Raw genomic sequence first — 14,610 nt, forward strand, 5'->3', positions numbered from 1 at the left:
CCTCCAGCGTATCTGACGTCGAAGGCCTGCTCGATACACCGCCCATCAATTTGCCGGCGCTGGACATCGTCGTGGAGCAACTGGAGTTGAGGGGTAAAAAATTCGGTCGCGTCGAGATCGAGGCCCTGAACACCGACCCCCCTCGCGCACGCGCTAAAGCTGCGGCCGAATGGCAGCTGAGCAAACTCAACATCACCTTGCCCGAGGCCCAGCTGCGCAGCACCGGACGCTGGTTCAAGACCGCCGAAGGCAGCGCACAGCGCAAAACCGAAATGAATTTCAAATTGGAAGTCTCTGACGCCGGGGCCCTGTTAACCCGGCTGGGGACACCCGATGCTTTGCGCGGCGGCTCTGGCCAAATGGAAGGCCTGGTGTCCTGGCAAGGTTCACCATTGGCTTTGCATTACCCCAGCCTGTCTGGGCAATTCGGCATCACCATGGGGCGCGGCCAATTCCTGAAAGCCGATGCCGGCGTAGCCAAGTTACTCGGTGTTTTGAGCTTGCAGGCATTGCCTCGCCGCTTGTTGCTGGATTTTCGCGATGTCTTCTACGACGGTTTTGCATTTGATTCGGTCCGCGGGGATGTCACCATCACACAAGGCATTGCCCAGACTCGGAACCTGCAAATCAAAGGGGTCAATGCCCTGGTGCAACTTGACGGCTCGGCCGATATTGCCCAAGAAACCCAAAAATTAAGGGCCGTGATCTTGCCATCCCTGGATGCCGGCACGGCCTCATTGGTCGCCGGCATTGCGGTCAACCCCGTCGTGGGCCTCACGGCTTTTTTGGCGCAACTGTTTTTGCAAAAGCCCTTGATCCAAGTCAACACCCAGGAATTCCTGATCGATGGCAGCTGGGCTGAGCCTCGGGTCACCAAAGTCAACAGCGATGCGAAAGCATCTCCTGCGGGTCAAGCCCCTTGAAGCCGATGACGGCGCTTGGCGCATCCCGCCTGATGGCCCACTGGCGGCCATGGCTCAAGCAACTGCGCCACAAACTCGACGAGTCTTTGCCCTGGGGGTCGAGCCGACGCTCACTGTGGACCGCGCTGATTGCCCTGGTGCTGGCGGTTTTGGTCACCTTGGTATGGCTCGCCGGACGTTACGAAGCCGGCCAGGTGCAGGCCGAATTGGAGCGCGACACCGCCAACGCGGTCGGCGACTTGCGGGGCAGCCTGTCACGCCAAGTGCAGGCCTTGCAAGCGCTGCAATCGGGTCATTTTTTACCCGCTGACTGGCAGCCCAAAGCGCTCGAATTGCTGCGAGAAAACCGCGACTGGTTGCGTGTGGAATGGCGCGACAGCAGCTGGGAATTGCAAGCCTTTGCAGATTCACCTTTGCGTTCGCCAGCATTCGAGCGCATTGCTCGTTGGGAGATGCTGAACGAAGCCAACCAGGCTTGCCAACGGGCCAAACGCCTGAACAGCCCCACCTACTCCAGCACCTATTATTTACCTCAAAACGATGGCCTGGGCATGGAGGTGATGGAGCTGTGCATGCCGGTGACACAATCCGGCACATTCATGGGCTTCATCGTGGTGACGTACAGCCTGCAAGAACTGCTGAACGAACGCCTGGGCCCCACTTTCGGACGCCAGAACGAGATGTCTTTCACCGAGCCGGACGGCACACGGCTGGCGATCGCCGGCACCCAACGCCGCGAACAACGGGTCTTCACCAGCCAGCAACTGGTGGACCTGCCGGGCAACACCTTGTTGTTGCGCATGGACGGCCGCCGCGGCGCGCCCGACTTGTTTCCGAATGTGCTGACCGCCTTGGTCACCGGCATGTCGATGGCACTCATCACGGTGATGGTGTTGCTCACCAAAGATGCACGCCGGCGGCAAAAAGCCGAACGCGAGCTGGCCGAGGCCTTGGCTTTTCGCAAAGCCATGGAAGACTCGCTGGTCACCGGTCTTCGTGCCCGCGACCTGCAAGGCTGCATCACCTATGTCAATCCGGCGTTTTGCCAGATGGTCGGTTGGGAGGCCGAAGCGCTCATCGGGAAAAATGCCCCCATGCCCTATTGGCCACCCGAGATGGTGGACGAATACCAGCAACGCCAGGCGATCCGCATGGCTGGAAACGTGCCGCCACGAGAAGGCTTTGAATCGGTGTTCATGCGGCAAGACGGCGAGCGTTTCCCCGTACTGATCATCGAAGCACCGCTGATCAGCGTGCAAGGTGAGCAAACCGGCTGGATGGGGGCGGTGATCGACATCAGCGAACAGCGCCGCATCGAAGAAGTCTCCCGTGCCAGTCAGGAGCGGCTGCAAGCGACCGCCCGCTTGGCCACGGTGGGCGAAATGGCCTCTTTGCTCAGCCACGAGCTGAACCAGCCCCTGGCGGCCATCGCCAGCTACGCCAATGGCTCGCTCAACCTGCTCCAAGACCCGCAAGCCGAGCCCCAAACCTTGGACGATGTGCACATGGCCCTGCGGCGCATTGCCGAACAAGCCGAAAGGGCCGGACGGGTCATCAACAGCGTGCACGACTTTGTGCGAAGACGCGACCAAAGCCGCGAGCCGGTGAAACCCCAAGCCTTGCTGGATGCCATCGCCCCCCTGGTGAACCTGCAAGCCCGCAAGCTGCAGGTGCGGGTGCACATGCGGGTTGCAGCCCACTTGCCGCCCGTTTGGTGTGACCGCACCATGGTCGAGCAGGTCTTGCTCAACCTGGCACGCAACGGCATGCAGGCCATGGATGTGCCCCAATGCCGCGAGCGTGTGCTGGTCTTGCAGGTGCAACGGGCCACGCCCCAGGCCGAAGATGCCGGTGTTGAATTCACCGTGTCCGATGTGGGCGCAGGCATTGAGCCCGAGGTGGCGGCGCAACTGTTTAACCCCTTCTTCACCACCAAAGCCGAAGGCATGGGGCTGGGCCTGAGCCTGTGCCGCACCGTGGTCGAGCAGCATGGCGGCCAACTGGAGTTTGAAGCACAAGCCCCCAAAGGCACGGTGTTTCGCTTCACCCTGCCTGTGGCCACCACCTAAAATCGCCCCATGCAACTCCCTTTTGACAGCATGGTCTACATCGTGGACGACGACATCGGCGTGCGCGAAGGCATGGCTTGGTTGTTGCGCACGCGGCGTTTGTTGAGCGAGTCTTATGACAGCGCCGAAGCTTTTTGGGACATGCTGCAAACCACCTTGCAAGGCGAAGGGCCTGCCGGCCATGCTTCAACAGTGCCGACGGGCATGACCTTGCCCCGGCAAGCCGGCTGCATCTTGCTGGATGTGCGCATGCCCGGCATGAGCGGGTTGGCGCTGTTTGAACACCTGCAAGCCAGTGGCATTGCCCAAACTTGGCCGGTGATTTTTTTGACCGGCCATGCCGATGTGCCCACGGCGGTGGACAGTGTCAAACGGGGCGCTTTTGATTTTTGTGAAAAACCGTTTTCTGACAATGCCCTCGTTGACCGGGTGGAACAGGCCCTTCAGCTGTCCCAAGAGCGCCTGAAAGCGCGCACGCAGCAAGCGTTTTTGCAGTCGCGCCTGGGCGAATTGACCGATCGTGAACGCGATGTGATGCGCTTGGTGGTCGAGGGTTTGCCCAATAAGCTGATTGCGGACCAACTGGACATCAGCGTGCGCACCGTCGAAGTTCACCGTTCTCGCGTGTTCGACAAAATGGAAGTCAAGTCGGCCGTCGAGTTGGCCAACCTCATGCGGACCGTGACATGAACAAGCCCTTGACGCCTTGGGCGCGTGTGGGTTGCACGCCCAGCGCTTTTGCACAACCCGCAGGCTTGCTGCTGATGGTGGCTCTGCTGCTGACCGGCTGCTCGTCCACCCCCATGCAAAGCGACGGCACGCCCCAGCAAAAATCGGCTGAAAGCGACAGCACCTACCACCCCAAACGCAACGACTTGGCTTTGTTCGCCCTGTCTTTGCTGGACACGCCCTACAGCTGGGGCGGTCGTGGCCCTGCCACGGGGTTTGACTGCTCAGGACTGGTGTCGCATGTTTACCGCGAAGCGGCCGGTTTGCCTGTGCGCGGCAGCTCGGCCGATTTGGGCCAAAAAACCCGCCCGGTCGACCGCTCGCGCATCCAACCTGGCGACCTGGTGTTTTTCAACACCTTGGGCGCACGCCATTCGCATGTGGGCATTTATGTGGGCGAGGGCCGTTTTGTGCACGCCAGCAACCCCCGCACGGGCGTGCGGGTCGACCAGTTGAGCAACCGTTACTACGCCCAACGGTTCGAAGGTGCAGGCACACTGCTCGACTGATGGGGCACCCAAGTGCCAAGCTCAGGGCGCTTTGTCGTCGGGGTCTTGGGGTTCTGCTGGGGGCAACTCGCCATTCTTTCGCCCTGAAAACATGGTCCACCACACGATCACGACGAACAGCAGCAAGGCCAGCAAGGCTTCCAGCAAAATAAGCGTCATGAACAAGTTTCCATATTGGGGTGGCCGCCAGACGGTCTTTGGCGGTCTGATCGCCGTGATTGTAGGCAGCCTCGTGGCCTGCTCGGCCCCCCCTGTGGTGGATGAGCCCGAACCGCCACGGTCATCTACCACCGCCCCTGTGATTGCTGCCCCCCACATGGCACCCGACCCGTTGCTGCCGGTCATCACACAAGCCAAAAGCCGGTGGGTCCCGGTGCCTTGGTCCGACTTGCCGGGCTTGGACACCGATGCCGTGCAGGACGCTTGGCCCGCTTGGCTGCAAAGCTGCACGCGCCCAAGCCCGGCATGGGCCGCACTGTGCCCCGAGATTCGGCAACTGACCAGCGCCACCGCGCCTCTTCAGAGGCAATGGATTCGGCAAAAGCTGCAGGCCTATCGGGTGGAATCCTCGATGCCCGGGGACAAGGGCTTGTTGACCGCCTATTACGAGCCTGTGCTGAATGCCCAACGCCAAGCCCGTGCGGGTTTCAATGTGCCACTGTATGGTCTGCCCGCCCAGATCCATACCCGCAAACCTTGGTACACCCGACAAGAAATAGAGACACTGCCCGCCGCCCGCGCCGCGTTGCGCGGCAAAGAGCTGGTTTACCTGGCCGACCCGGTCGATGCCATGGTGCTGCACATCCAAGGCTCAGGCCTGATCAACGTGACCGAGCCCGATGGCCGCCAACGTTTGGTGCGCCTGGCCTTTGCGGGCACCAACGACCAACCCTACAAAAGCATCGGCCGCTGGTTGCTCGACCAACAACTGATCCGCGACGCCTCTTGGCCGGGCATCAAGGCCTGGATTGACAAAAACCCTTCGCGCGTCAAGGAGTTGCTGTGGCAAAACCCGCGTGTGGTGTTCTTCAAGGAAGAAGCGCTGCCTGTGGGTGTGGTGCCCCCGGGACCCAAAGGCGCGCAAGGCGTGCCCCTCACCGCAGGTCGCTCCATCGCCGTCGACCGGGGCAGCATTCCTTACGGCACACCGGTTTGGCTGAAATCAGAAGGACCTCAAACCAGCTTGGACCGCTTGGTGTTGGCCCAAGACACGGGCACGGCGATCGTGGGGGCGGTCAGGGCCGACTATTACGCAGGCTCTGGCGCCGAAGCAGGCGAATGGGCCGGTCGCGTGAAACAGCCTTTGCAGCTGTGGGCCTTGTGGCCGCGATGAGCCGCATGCATTTGGCTTGTCGCCCCGGCTGCGCCGCTTGCTGCACTGCCCCCTCCATCTCCTCGCCCATCCCCGGCATGCCCCAAGGCAAACCCGCGGGTGTGCCTTGTGTGCAACTCGACGAGCAACTGCGCTGCAAGATTTTTGGACAGCCTGAACGGCCTGCGGTGTGCGGGCAATTGCAAGCTTCGGTGGAGATGTGTGGGGCTGTGACGGATGGCGGCGTGCATGCACGGATTTACCTGGCGCGACTTGAAGACCTCACGCGGCCAGGTGGCCCACACTGAGCCAGTCACCAACACGTCATCCATCCAGCCCGCCATCGGCTAATCTGAAACCTTTTTCTGACCTCCGGAGCACGGCCATGGCGTTTGAAATCCCCTCTTTGAAAGACAGCGTTCACCCCGACGAATGGCAGCTGCGGCTGGATTTGGCGGCGTGTTACCGGCTGGTCGCGCTGTACGGCTGGAGCGACTTGGTGTTCACCCACATCAGCGCCAAACTGCCCGCTTCGGTGGCGGGCGAAGACCACCAATTTTTGATCAACCCCTACGGCCTGATGTTCGACGAGATCACGGCGTCAAGCCTCGTGAAAGTGGACATGCAGTGCAACAAACTGCACGACAGCCCCTTCCCCGTCAACCCGGCGGGCTTTGTGATCCACAGCGCGGTTCACGAGGTCCGGCCCGATGCCGGCTGCGTGCTGCACACCCACACGCGTGCTGGGGTGGCGGTGAGCGCACAAGCCCACGGCGTGCTGCCCATCAGCCAGCAAAGCACCTTCGTGTTGGCCTCACTGGCCTACCATGGCTATGAGGGCGTGGCGATCCGCGACGAAGAAAAGCTGCGCTTGCAAGCCCATTTGGGCGAGGCCAATTTCCTGATGCTGCGCAACCACGGTTTGCTCACGGTGGGCAAAACGATTGCCGATGCGTTCTTGTCGATGTACACCTTTGAGAACACCTGCCGAATACAAGTGGATGCGCTGGCAGGACAGTCTGGCGCTGCAGACCTGACGGCCGTGAACCCCCAAATTCTGGACGGCGTGGCCCATGCCATGCGGGTGCAAACGGGCGGTTTAGGCGGCGCTTTTGTGTGGCCTTCACTCCTGCGCAAGCTGCAACGCGAAAACCCCGATTACGCCCTGTAAACCCCTTGCACGCACACCCCCGACACCTTTGAAGCGACCCCATGACCTCTTTGTTTGAACCCTGCCAAGCAGGTGCCCTGCACCTGGCCTCACGCATCGTGATGGCCCCCCTCACACGCAACCGCGCTCCCGGCGGCTTGGCCAATGCGCGCATGGCCACTTATTACCGGCAACGGGCCAACCCGGCCACGGGTGCGGGCCTCATCATCACAGAAGCCACAGCCATCAGCCACCAAGGTCAAGGCTACGCCGATGTGCCCGGGATCTGGAGCGCCGCGCAAGTGGCCTCTTGGAAACAAGTGACCGATGCTGTGCATGCCGAAGGGGGCAAGATCGTGGTGCAACTGTGGCATGTGGGCCGCGTCTCGCACACCAGTTTGCAACCCGGTGGGGCAGCACCCGTGGCGCCTTCGGCCCTCACGGCCAAAACCAAAACGGTGTTGCTGATCGACGGGCAAGCCCAATTTGTCGACACATCGGCCCCCCGGGCGCTGGACATCTCCGAATTGCCCGGCATCGTGGAAGACTACCGGCGCGCCGCTGTCAACGCCATCGATGCAGGCTTTGATGGCGTAGAAGTGCATGCCGCCAATGGTTACCTGATCGACCAGTTTTTACGCGCTGACAGCAACCACCGCACCGACGCGTATGGCGGCTCCATTGAGAACCGCGCCCGTTTTTTACAAGAAGTCATGGCGGCCGTGGTGGCCGAAATAGGCGGCAACCGCACAGGCATCCGCTTGTCTCCGGTGACACCCGCCAACGATGCCAACGATGGCCTGCCCCAACCCTTGTTTGAACATGTGGTGCGTTTGTTGGGCCCCTTGGCCCTGGCCTATGTGCATGTGATTGAAGGCGCCACCGGAGGTCCTCGCGATCACCAACAAGGCCCCGCTGCTTTTGACTACGCCGCACTCCAGCACGCCTACAAAGCGGCCAATGGACAAGGTGCCTGGATGGTGAACAACGGCTACGACTTGGCATTGTCGAATCAAGCCTTGGCTGGCGGCGCTGATTTGGTGGCCTTTGGCAAGTCGTTCATCGCCAACCCCGACTTGGGGCAGAGACTGCGCCAAAACGGCCCCTTCAACACCCCAGACCGCAAGACGTTTTACGGTGGCGGTGACGCAGGCTACACCGACTACCCGAGCCTTTCTTGATGCCTCTGCTCAAGGCTTCCAGCGCTTGAGCAAAAGGGCGTTGGCCATGACGCTCACCGAGCTGAGTGCCATGGCTGCGCCCGCCATCATGGGGTTGAGGTAACCCAAGGCGGCCAAAGGGATGCCCGCCACGTTGTAGGCAAAGGCCCAAAACAGGTTTTGCCGGATCTTGGCCACGGTGCGTGCCGAAATGTCGAGCGCGGCGCCCACCAAGCCCACATCGCCACGCATGAGGGTGATGCCTGCCGCGTGCATGGCCACATCGGTGCCATTGCCCATGGCCATGCCCACATCGGCAGCGGCCAAGGCGGGTGCATCGTTCACCCCGTCGCCCACCATGGCCACCACTTGGCCGTTGGCGCGCAGTTGTTGCACCTGCGCCGACTTGTCGCCAGGCAATACATCGGCCAGCACCTCTCCCGCTTCAGGGCGCAAGCCCAAGCGGCGTGCCATGGCTTCGGCGGCAGCTTGGTTGTCGCCCGAAATCATCACCAGCTTCAGACCGCGCTCGCGCAGCGCGCTCAAGGCTTGTGCAGCGCCCACTTTGGGCTCGTCGCCAAAGCCCAGCAACACCAAGGCGTGCAAGCCTGCGTCGGTGTGCTCGGCCAAGGCCGACAAACTGACGCCTTGCGAGCGCAAGGCGTCAATGTCTGACTGCCAAACGCCGATGTCCAAACCCTCATGCTGCAGCCAGCGCAAACTGCCCAGCAAAAGTTGTCGGCCCTCCACCGTGGCCAACACGCCCTTGCCGGGCACCGCGGTCAACTTTTGCGCACTGGGGCCTGCAAGCCCTTGCGCTTGGGCCGCACGCACCACAGCGCGCGCCAAGGGGTGTTCACTGCCACTTTGCACGCGTGCGGCAAGTGCCAAAACAATTTGCGCATCTTGTCCAGGTGCAGGCACATGGGCCATCAAGCGCGGCTGCCCTGCGGTGAGCGTGCCGGTTTTGTCAAAGGCCACGGTTTGTACGCGGTGGGCCACTTCCAGGGCCTGCACATCCTTGATCAAAATGCCGTGCTTGGCCGCCACACCCGTGCCTGCCATGATGGCCACAGGCGTGGCCAGCCCCAGGGCGCATGGACAAGCGATGACGAGCACGGCCACCGCGTGGACGAGCGCCGTCTCAAAATTGGTCCCCATCACCATCCAGGCGGCCAGCGTCAACAAGGCGATGAACACCACCACGGGCACAAAGACTTCGGCCACTTTATCCACCAACCGCTGTATCGGCGCTTTGGCCGCTTGCGCGTCTTCGACCAAGCGAATGATGTGCGCGAGGACCGTTTCATGGCCTACGGCGGTGACACGCATCAGGACACGCCCATCGCCATTGATCGATCCCCCGGTCAAGGCCGCTCCCAATGCTTTGGTCACGGGCAAAGGCTCCCCAGTCAACATGGATTCATCCACTTGGGTTTGCCCCTCGACCAGTTCACCATCCAGCGGAAAACGCTCCCCAGGCCGCACCACGATCCGGTCGCCCTCCAAGATCTCGTCCACGGGCACATCGACCTCACCGTCTTTGCCCAACCAGTGCGCTTTGTCAGGACGCAAAGCATGCAAGGCGCGGATGGCCTCGGTGGTCTGGCGTTTGGCCCGCGTTTCCAACCATTTGCCCAGCAAGACCAAGGTGATGACCACGGCCGAGCCTTCAAAGTACAGGTGCGGCGTGTGCCCTTCAGGCGCCGTGAGCCACAGCCAAACCGACAGGGCCCAGCCGGCCGTGGTGCCCAAAGACACCAGCAAATCCATGTTGCCCGTCCATGCTTTCAGGGCGTGCCAACCGGCCTTGTAAAAACGGGCACCCAATACAAACTGCACCGGTGTGGCCAGCACAAACTGCCACCAGGCTGACAGCATCCAGTGCTGTCCCCACAGCTGCGCCACCATGGGCAAAACCAGCGGCAAGGTGAGCAACAGACCCCAACCGATCGGCATGAACCCTGCCCACGGTGAAGCGGATCCAATCTCGGCTTGTGCTTCGGGTGTGCGAGGCTCGTAACCTGCATCACGCACAACACGGCGCAAACGTGCATCGGTCACTTCTGCTGTGTCCATTTCGATGCGGGCCGATTCGGTGGCCAAGTTGACAGTGGCGCTGAGGACGCCTGGCGTTTTTTTCAGGGCTTTTTCGACCCGCGCCACACACGATGCACAGGTCATCCCACCGATGCCGATGTCGTAAGTCGCCGCTGATTCGGTCTTGATCTGTGTCATGGCATGAAGTCCTTTTTGGTCTATGCTTTGACAAGCCCCATACATGTCATCGGAGAGCGTGCATCATGAACCATCTTTTCACCGTTGAAGGCATAACTTGCGGACATTGCGAGAAAGCGGTGACCCAAGCCGTGCTGGCTTTGGATGCGCAGGCTAAGGTGCTGATCGATCGCCCTCAAAACAGTGTGCTAGTGACATCCGAAAAAAACCGTGACGCTTTGGCCCAGGCCATTGCAGAAGAAGGCTACTGCGTCGCTCACTGACTCCATGTCTGAAACCCCTCCAACGCCACCAGATCGGCCAAGCTCTGGGGTGTATTTGCCGCCCATCTTGCCCTTGATGAAAGACCAGCCCCTGCATTGGCTGGCTTTGGGTTTCAAAGACCTGGCGCGCGCACCCCTGCTGAGCATGTTGCATGGTTGGGTGTTGGCCCTTTTTGGCGGCGTCATCACTTGGGTGGCACACGATCGCTTTTGGTTGCTGGTCGGCGCATTGTCTGGCTTCATGGTGGTGGCACCTGTTTTGGCCACCAGTTTGTACGCCATGAGCCGGGCCATGGAACGGGGTGAAAAGGTGGACTGCCAACTTTTGATTCACACCTGGACACAATGGCAAATGCGGTGGCGGCATGATCCTGACGGTTACTGGAGCCTGATCCGGTTTGGTGTGTTGCTCGGTCTTGCGGCCACAGCTTGGGTGGTCACTTCGGCCGCATTGATCACCTTGCTGTCGCCCACACCGATCCACACACCCATGGATTTCATTCGACACGTGGTCTTGGCCAAACAAGGCCACTTGTTTGAAATCTGGATGGGCGTGGGTGCCATGATGGCCGTGCCCGTGTTCGCTTCGAGTGTCATTGCCATGCCCATGCTGCTGGACAGCCAGGTGACCGTGCTGCAAGCGGTACTCACCAGTTGGAAAGCTGTGCTGACCCATCCTTTTCAGATGACCTTGTGGGCGTTCCTGATCATGGGTTTCAGCTTGTTGGGAATGGGGTCCTTGTTCATCGGTCTGGTTTTCATTGTCCCGATGCTGGGCCATGGCAGCTGGCATGCCTACCGCCAGATGGTCGATGTGTCTGAAATCACTGAGCGCCTCACAGAGCAAGGTGAGTGTTGATGTTCGGTTTCAGCGAAGCGCAATTTGCCTGGTTTGGCCTGACCGTTGGCGTCGGGTCCTTCATGCTGTACATGCTGTTCATCATTGCTCAATTGGCATGGGAATCCAAAGCAGGTAAATTTGGCACATTTGTTATTTTTTTAGGACTGGCTTTTGGCATGCTGGGCTTTGTGGCCAAAGGGGTCATTCAATGGCTGATCGATGGCTGATCCTTGATTGGGATAAAACTGTGGATAAAAACCATGGAATATCCAAGTTGTCCACAGCTTAGTCTGTTCTTCGCAAGTTGTTCATTTTGGCGTGACAGCAGAAAATCAGACTCACACACACCTTTGAAAACCAGATAAGTCTATGTCAATGCTCAATAAAAATGACTTGTGCACAGATTTGGGACCTGCTTACTACTACGACTATTTAAAGATATAAAAGTATAGAGAGATAACAAAAAAGAAGTGCGCTGTTAAGATTTGCATCTTTCCATCCCAGACTGCACCATGGCGATCGTTTCAGAAGACCCTTCTCAACCCTGTTACGACATCAAAAGCGCTGACCTTTCATTGGTGGCTTTGCTGCTCAAAACCACCGACGTTGAGGCGGTTTCTTTGGCCTTGAAGCAGCAAATGGCCGAAACACCTGGTTTTTTTGACCAAGATCCTGTGGTCGTGGATGTGAGTGCTTTGGGGCTTGAACCTGACCAAACATTGGATCTCGCCACACTCATGGGTGTTTTGCGTGAACACCAATTGGTGCCCCTGGCCATCAAAGGGGCCCATGAAGCACTTTTGTTGCAAGCCAAGGGTCTGGGCTTGGTGGACGCTTCAGATGCACGCATTCGCCGTTCTGTGGCTGTTGAGGGGCCATCGGCACCGCCGACAGCCCCTGCACCTTTGGAGTTCATACAAGCGACTCCATCGCCTGCATCTTTAGGGGCCATGGTCATTGACAAGCCGTTGCGCTCGGGCCAGCAGGTGTATGCGAAAGGGCGTGATTTGATCGTGTTGGCCATGGTCAATGCAGGTGCTGAAGTGATTGCCGACGGGCATATCCATGTTTATGGTGCATTGCGCGGCAAAGCCATTGCCGGTGCAAGGGGCAACACACAAGCCCAGATCTTTGCCCAAGTGATGGAGCCCGAATTGATTTCCATCGCCGGTGTTTACCGCACCAGCGAAAATGCTTTACCCCAAGATGTGTTGGGCCAAGTGGCTCAGGTGTGTTTGCAATCGGGCCCCGATGGGGACAAATTGCTGATCACAGCCGTGAAGTCCTAATTTTTTAATCGAGTCCAAGAAAGTTTTTCCATGGCAAAAATCGTTGTTGTGACCTCTGGCAAAGGCGGCGTGGGCAAAACCACGACCAGTGCCAGTTTCGCCACCGGCCTGGCCCTCAGGGGTTTCAAAACCGCTGTCATCGACTTTGATGTCGGTCTGCGCAATCTGGACCTGATCATGGGCTGTGAACGCCGTGTGGTGTACGACCTGATCAATGTGATCCAAGGCGAAGCCAACCTGAACCAAGCCCTCATCAAAGACAAGCAATGCGACAACCTGTTTGTGCTGGCGGCTTCGCAAACCCGTGACAAAGATGCCTTGTCTCAAGAAGGTGTTGAAAAGGTGTTGAACGACCTGAGCGGTATGGGTTTCGAGTACATCGTTTGCGACTCGCCTGCGGGCATCGAAACCGGCGCGTTGATGGCCATGCATTTTGCCGACGAGGCACTGGTCGTGACCAACCCTGAAGTGTCTTCTGTGCGCGATTCAGACCGCATTTTGGGCATGTTGGGCAGCAAAACCAAACGCGCCATTGAAGGCTCAGACCCGATCAAAGAGCACCTCTTGATCACCCGCTACAACCCCAATCGGGTGGAAGAGGGTCAAATGCTGTCGCTTCAAGACATCCAGGACATTCTGCGCATCAAACTGCTGGGTGTGATCCCCGAAAGCGAAAACGTTTTGCAGGCGTCTAACCAGGGCACACCGGCCATCCACATGGCCAACAGCGATGTCTCGGAAGCCTACAAAGACGTGATCGACCGATTTTTGGGCGAAGACAAACCCATGCGTTTCATTGAAGCGGAGAAACCCGGTTTCTTCAAACGTTTGTTTGGAGGCAAGTGAACCATGTCGTTTCTTTCCTTCCTCCTGGGCGAAAAGAAGAAAACCGCCAGTGTGGCCAAAGAGCGCCTGCAAATCATCCTCGCGCACGAGCGCAGTGGGCGCAATGCCGCTGAGCCCGATTACTTGCCGGATTTGCAGCGTGAATTGGTGGCGGTGATCAGCAAATACATCAAGATCAACCCTGAAGACATCAAAGTCAATCTGGAACGTCAAGACAACCTGGAAGTCCTCGAAGTCAAAATCGAACTGCCCGACGCTCGCTGATCCATTGACGGCCTGATTTGACGGCTTGATTTCCAATGAACCACCGCCTTGAAAAAGGCGGTGGTTTTTTTTATGGTGACCCTTGCGTCACTGTGCGCGCAGTGTGGCCCACAAAGCACGGGCAGCGCGGATGTTGCGTTCTTTGACGTGGCCAAAGCCTTTGATGTTTTCAGGCACACGCGCCACACTGACCGCATGGGCATGGGAATCGGTGGTCAGGTTTTCCAGCACACCATCGATGAGCGCCATGTACTCTCGGATCAAAGCGCGTTCTGTTTGGCGTTCTTCGGTTTGGCCAAAATAGTCCAGTTTGGTGCCACGCAGGCCTTTGAGTTTGGCCAAAATTTTGAAGCCTGTCAGCATCCATGGGCCGAACTTTCGTTTGACCAATGCACCTTGGCTGTCGCGTTTGGCCCAAAGTGGTGGCGCCAAGTGGTAGTGCACCTTGAAATCGCCATCAAAACTGTTGTGGATGCGGTCCATGAAACCAGTTTGGGTGTGCAGTCGGGCCACCTCGTATTCGTCTTTGTAGGCCATCAAGCGGAACAATTGTCGCGCCACGGTTTCACTCAAAAGGGTTTTGCTCAAGGGTGCTTCGGTGGCTTGCACCCGGGCCACGATGCTTTGGTAAAGCTGGGCATAGGTGCTGTCTTGGTAATCTGTCAAACGGGCAGTTCGGTCTGCAATCAGGTCTGCCAGTTGGTCGCGTTTTTTGAACTGGATCACTTGCGCCGGTTGCAACTGGGCCATCAGGACGTCCAATTGGTGTGCGGCATGGCGGCCCCACTCAAATGCGGCCAGGTTGTTTTTGATTTGGACCTCGTTGAGCTCAATGGCCCGCAGTAAAGACTCTCGGCGTAAAGGCACCCAACCTTTTTGCCAGGCGTAGCCCAAGATCATTGGGTTCACATAAATCGTGTCGCCCATGAGTTGTTTGGCCAACAGATCGGCATCAAAAGCGCCCACGGCTTGCACACCGACCTGGGTTGAAATTTCGGCCAAGCACTGCTCGGCCGG

General features: G+C 59.0%; 17 protein-coding genes. 14 read left to right on the top strand and 3 right to left on the bottom strand.

Annotated features, from left to right (window positions below; all coding sequences use genetic code 11):
* The 4 genes from Q0O19_RS11075 to Q0O19_RS11090 form a co-directional block, all read left to right on the top strand.
* The coding region (locus Q0O19_RS11075) for an AsmA-like C-terminal region-containing protein (RefSeq protein ID WP_295522959.1) at positions 1-923 on the top strand (923 nt) is incomplete at its 5' end.
* 32 nt (positions 924-955) lie between these two features.
* Positions 956-2,992 (top strand): sensor histidine kinase, encoded by a 2,037-nt coding sequence (locus Q0O19_RS11080; protein ID WP_295522985.1) that lies wholly within the window; start codon positions 956-958, stop codon positions 2,990-2,992.
* A 9-nt stretch (positions 2,993-3,001) separates the two neighbouring features.
* Entirely contained in the window at positions 3,002-3,682 is a 681-nt protein-coding gene (locus tag Q0O19_RS11085) for a response regulator (RefSeq protein ID WP_295522961.1), read from the top strand.
* Entirely contained in the window at positions 3,679-4,230 is a 552-nt protein-coding gene (locus Q0O19_RS11090; protein WP_295522963.1) for a C40 family peptidase, read from the top strand. Before Q0O19_RS11085 ends, Q0O19_RS11090 begins: the two co-directional genes overlap by 4 nt.
* A gap of 21 nt (positions 4,231-4,251) precedes the next feature.
* Here Q0O19_RS11090 and Q0O19_RS11095 read toward each other — a convergent pair whose 3' ends face one another.
* Positions 4,252-4,389: a hypothetical protein gene (locus Q0O19_RS11095; RefSeq protein WP_295522965.1), complete on the bottom strand. Its 138-nt coding sequence runs from the start codon at positions 4,387-4,389 to the stop codon at positions 4,252-4,254.
* Here Q0O19_RS11095 and Q0O19_RS11100 point away from each other — a divergent pair.
* From Q0O19_RS11100 to Q0O19_RS11115, 4 genes are all read left to right on the top strand, one after another.
* Positions 4,388-5,563 carry an MltA domain-containing protein gene (locus Q0O19_RS11100; protein ID WP_295522967.1) on the top strand — a complete coding sequence of 392 codons (1,176 nt, stop codon included), beginning with the start codon at positions 4,388-4,390 and terminating at the stop codon, positions 5,561-5,563. The two genes, Q0O19_RS11095 and Q0O19_RS11100, sit on opposite strands and share 2 nt — an antisense overlap.
* Before the next feature lie 5 nt (positions 5,564-5,568).
* Complete coding sequence (locus Q0O19_RS11105; RefSeq protein ID WP_295522987.1) at positions 5,569-5,850, top strand: YkgJ family cysteine cluster protein; 282 nt, start codon at positions 5,569-5,571, stop codon at positions 5,848-5,850.
* A 77-nt stretch (positions 5,851-5,927) separates the two neighbouring features.
* Positions 5,928-6,713, top strand: coding sequence for a class II aldolase/adducin family protein (locus Q0O19_RS11110; protein ID WP_295522969.1), 786 nt, complete (start codon positions 5,928-5,930; stop codon positions 6,711-6,713).
* 41 nt (positions 6,714-6,754) lie between these two features.
* Positions 6,755-7,873: an alkene reductase gene (locus Q0O19_RS11115; protein WP_295522971.1), complete on the top strand. Its 1,119-nt coding sequence runs from the start codon at positions 6,755-6,757 to the stop codon at positions 7,871-7,873.
* Positions 7,874-7,882: 9 nt separating this feature from the next.
* Here Q0O19_RS11115 and Q0O19_RS11120 read toward each other — a convergent pair whose 3' ends face one another.
* Complete coding sequence (locus Q0O19_RS11120; protein ID WP_295522973.1) at positions 7,883-10,090, bottom strand: cation-translocating P-type ATPase; 2,208 nt, start codon at positions 10,088-10,090, stop codon at positions 7,883-7,885.
* A gap of 65 nt (positions 10,091-10,155) precedes the next feature.
* Between Q0O19_RS11120 and Q0O19_RS11125 the strand changes: the two genes are divergently transcribed.
* The 6 genes from Q0O19_RS11125 to minE all read left to right on the top strand — a co-directional run bounded on the left by Q0O19_RS11125 (position 10,156) and on the right by minE (position 13,593).
* Positions 10,156-10,353 (top strand): heavy-metal-associated domain-containing protein, encoded by a 198-nt coding sequence (locus Q0O19_RS11125; RefSeq protein ID WP_295522976.1) that lies wholly within the window; start codon positions 10,156-10,158, stop codon positions 10,351-10,353.
* A 4-nt stretch (positions 10,354-10,357) separates the two neighbouring features.
* Positions 10,358-11,212, top strand: coding sequence for a DUF2189 domain-containing protein (locus Q0O19_RS11130; protein WP_295522977.1), 855 nt, complete (start codon positions 10,358-10,360; stop codon positions 11,210-11,212).
* Complete coding sequence (locus Q0O19_RS11135) at positions 11,212-11,421, top strand: DUF2788 domain-containing protein (protein ID WP_295522979.1); 210 nt, start codon at positions 11,212-11,214, stop codon at positions 11,419-11,421. The genes Q0O19_RS11130 and Q0O19_RS11135 overlap by 1 nt, the downstream gene beginning before the upstream one ends.
* A 285-nt stretch (positions 11,422-11,706) precedes the next feature.
* Positions 11,707-12,483 (top strand): septum site-determining protein MinC, encoded by a 777-nt coding sequence (gene minC, locus Q0O19_RS11140; RefSeq protein WP_295522981.1) that lies wholly within the window; start codon positions 11,707-11,709, stop codon positions 12,481-12,483.
* Positions 12,484-12,513: 30 nt separating this feature from the next.
* Entirely contained in the window at positions 12,514-13,329 is an 816-nt protein-coding gene (gene minD, locus Q0O19_RS11145; protein ID WP_295522983.1) for a septum site-determining protein MinD, read from the top strand.
* Positions 13,330-13,332: 3 nt separating this feature from the next.
* Positions 13,333-13,593 (top strand): cell division topological specificity factor MinE, encoded by a 261-nt coding sequence (gene minE / locus Q0O19_RS11150; protein ID WP_108428041.1) that lies wholly within the window; start codon positions 13,333-13,335, stop codon positions 13,591-13,593.
* An 87-nt stretch (positions 13,594-13,680) separates the two neighbouring features.
* Here the strand turns inward: minE and Q0O19_RS11155 are convergent.
* A partial coding sequence (locus tag Q0O19_RS11155) for a DUF6537 domain-containing protein (protein ID WP_366939072.1) occupies positions 13,681-14,610 on the bottom strand: 930 nt, incomplete at its 5' end.

The sequence above is a fragment of the Limnohabitans sp. Rim8 genome (assembly GCF_945869175.1).
In the GTDB taxonomy this organism is placed as follows: Bacteria; Pseudomonadota; Gammaproteobacteria; order Burkholderiales; family Burkholderiaceae_C; genus Limnohabitans_A.

Coding starts and splice junctions, on each gene's coding strand:
- Q0O19_RS11080 (WP_295522985.1), top strand. CDS start 956: ATGGCCCACTGGCGGCCATGGCTCAAGCAACTGCGCCACAAACTCGAC.
- Q0O19_RS11085 (WP_295522961.1), top strand. CDS start 3,002: ATGCAACTCCCTTTTGACAGCATGGTCTACATCGTGGACGACGACATC.
- minE (WP_108428041.1), top strand. CDS start 13,333: ATGTCGTTTCTTTCCTTCCTCCTGGGCGAAAAGAAGAAAACCGCCAGT.
- Q0O19_RS11115 (WP_295522971.1), top strand. CDS start 6,755: ATGACCTCTTTGTTTGAACCCTGCCAAGCAGGTGCCCTGCACCTGGCC.
- Q0O19_RS11105 (WP_295522987.1), top strand. CDS start 5,569: ATGCATTTGGCTTGTCGCCCCGGCTGCGCCGCTTGCTGCACTGCCCCC.
- Q0O19_RS11090 (WP_295522963.1), top strand. CDS start 3,679: ATGAACAAGCCCTTGACGCCTTGGGCGCGTGTGGGTTGCACGCCCAGC.
- Q0O19_RS11100 (WP_295522967.1), top strand. CDS start 4,388: ATGAACAAGTTTCCATATTGGGGTGGCCGCCAGACGGTCTTTGGCGGT.
- minC (WP_295522981.1), top strand. CDS start 11,707: ATGGCGATCGTTTCAGAAGACCCTTCTCAACCCTGTTACGACATCAAA.
- Q0O19_RS11120 (WP_295522973.1), bottom strand. CDS start 10,090: ATGACACAGATCAAGACCGAATCAGCGGCGACTTACGACATCGGCATC.
- Q0O19_RS11130 (WP_295522977.1), top strand. CDS start 10,358: ATGTCTGAAACCCCTCCAACGCCACCAGATCGGCCAAGCTCTGGGGTG.
- Q0O19_RS11135 (WP_295522979.1), top strand. CDS start 11,212: ATGTTCGGTTTCAGCGAAGCGCAATTTGCCTGGTTTGGCCTGACCGTT.
- minD (WP_295522983.1), top strand. CDS start 12,514: ATGGCAAAAATCGTTGTTGTGACCTCTGGCAAAGGCGGCGTGGGCAAA.
- Q0O19_RS11110 (WP_295522969.1), top strand. CDS start 5,928: ATGGCGTTTGAAATCCCCTCTTTGAAAGACAGCGTTCACCCCGACGAA.
- Q0O19_RS11125 (WP_295522976.1), top strand. CDS start 10,156: ATGAACCATCTTTTCACCGTTGAAGGCATAACTTGCGGACATTGCGAG.
- Q0O19_RS11095 (WP_295522965.1), bottom strand. CDS start 4,389: ATGACGCTTATTTTGCTGGAAGCCTTGCTGGCCTTGCTGCTGTTCGTC.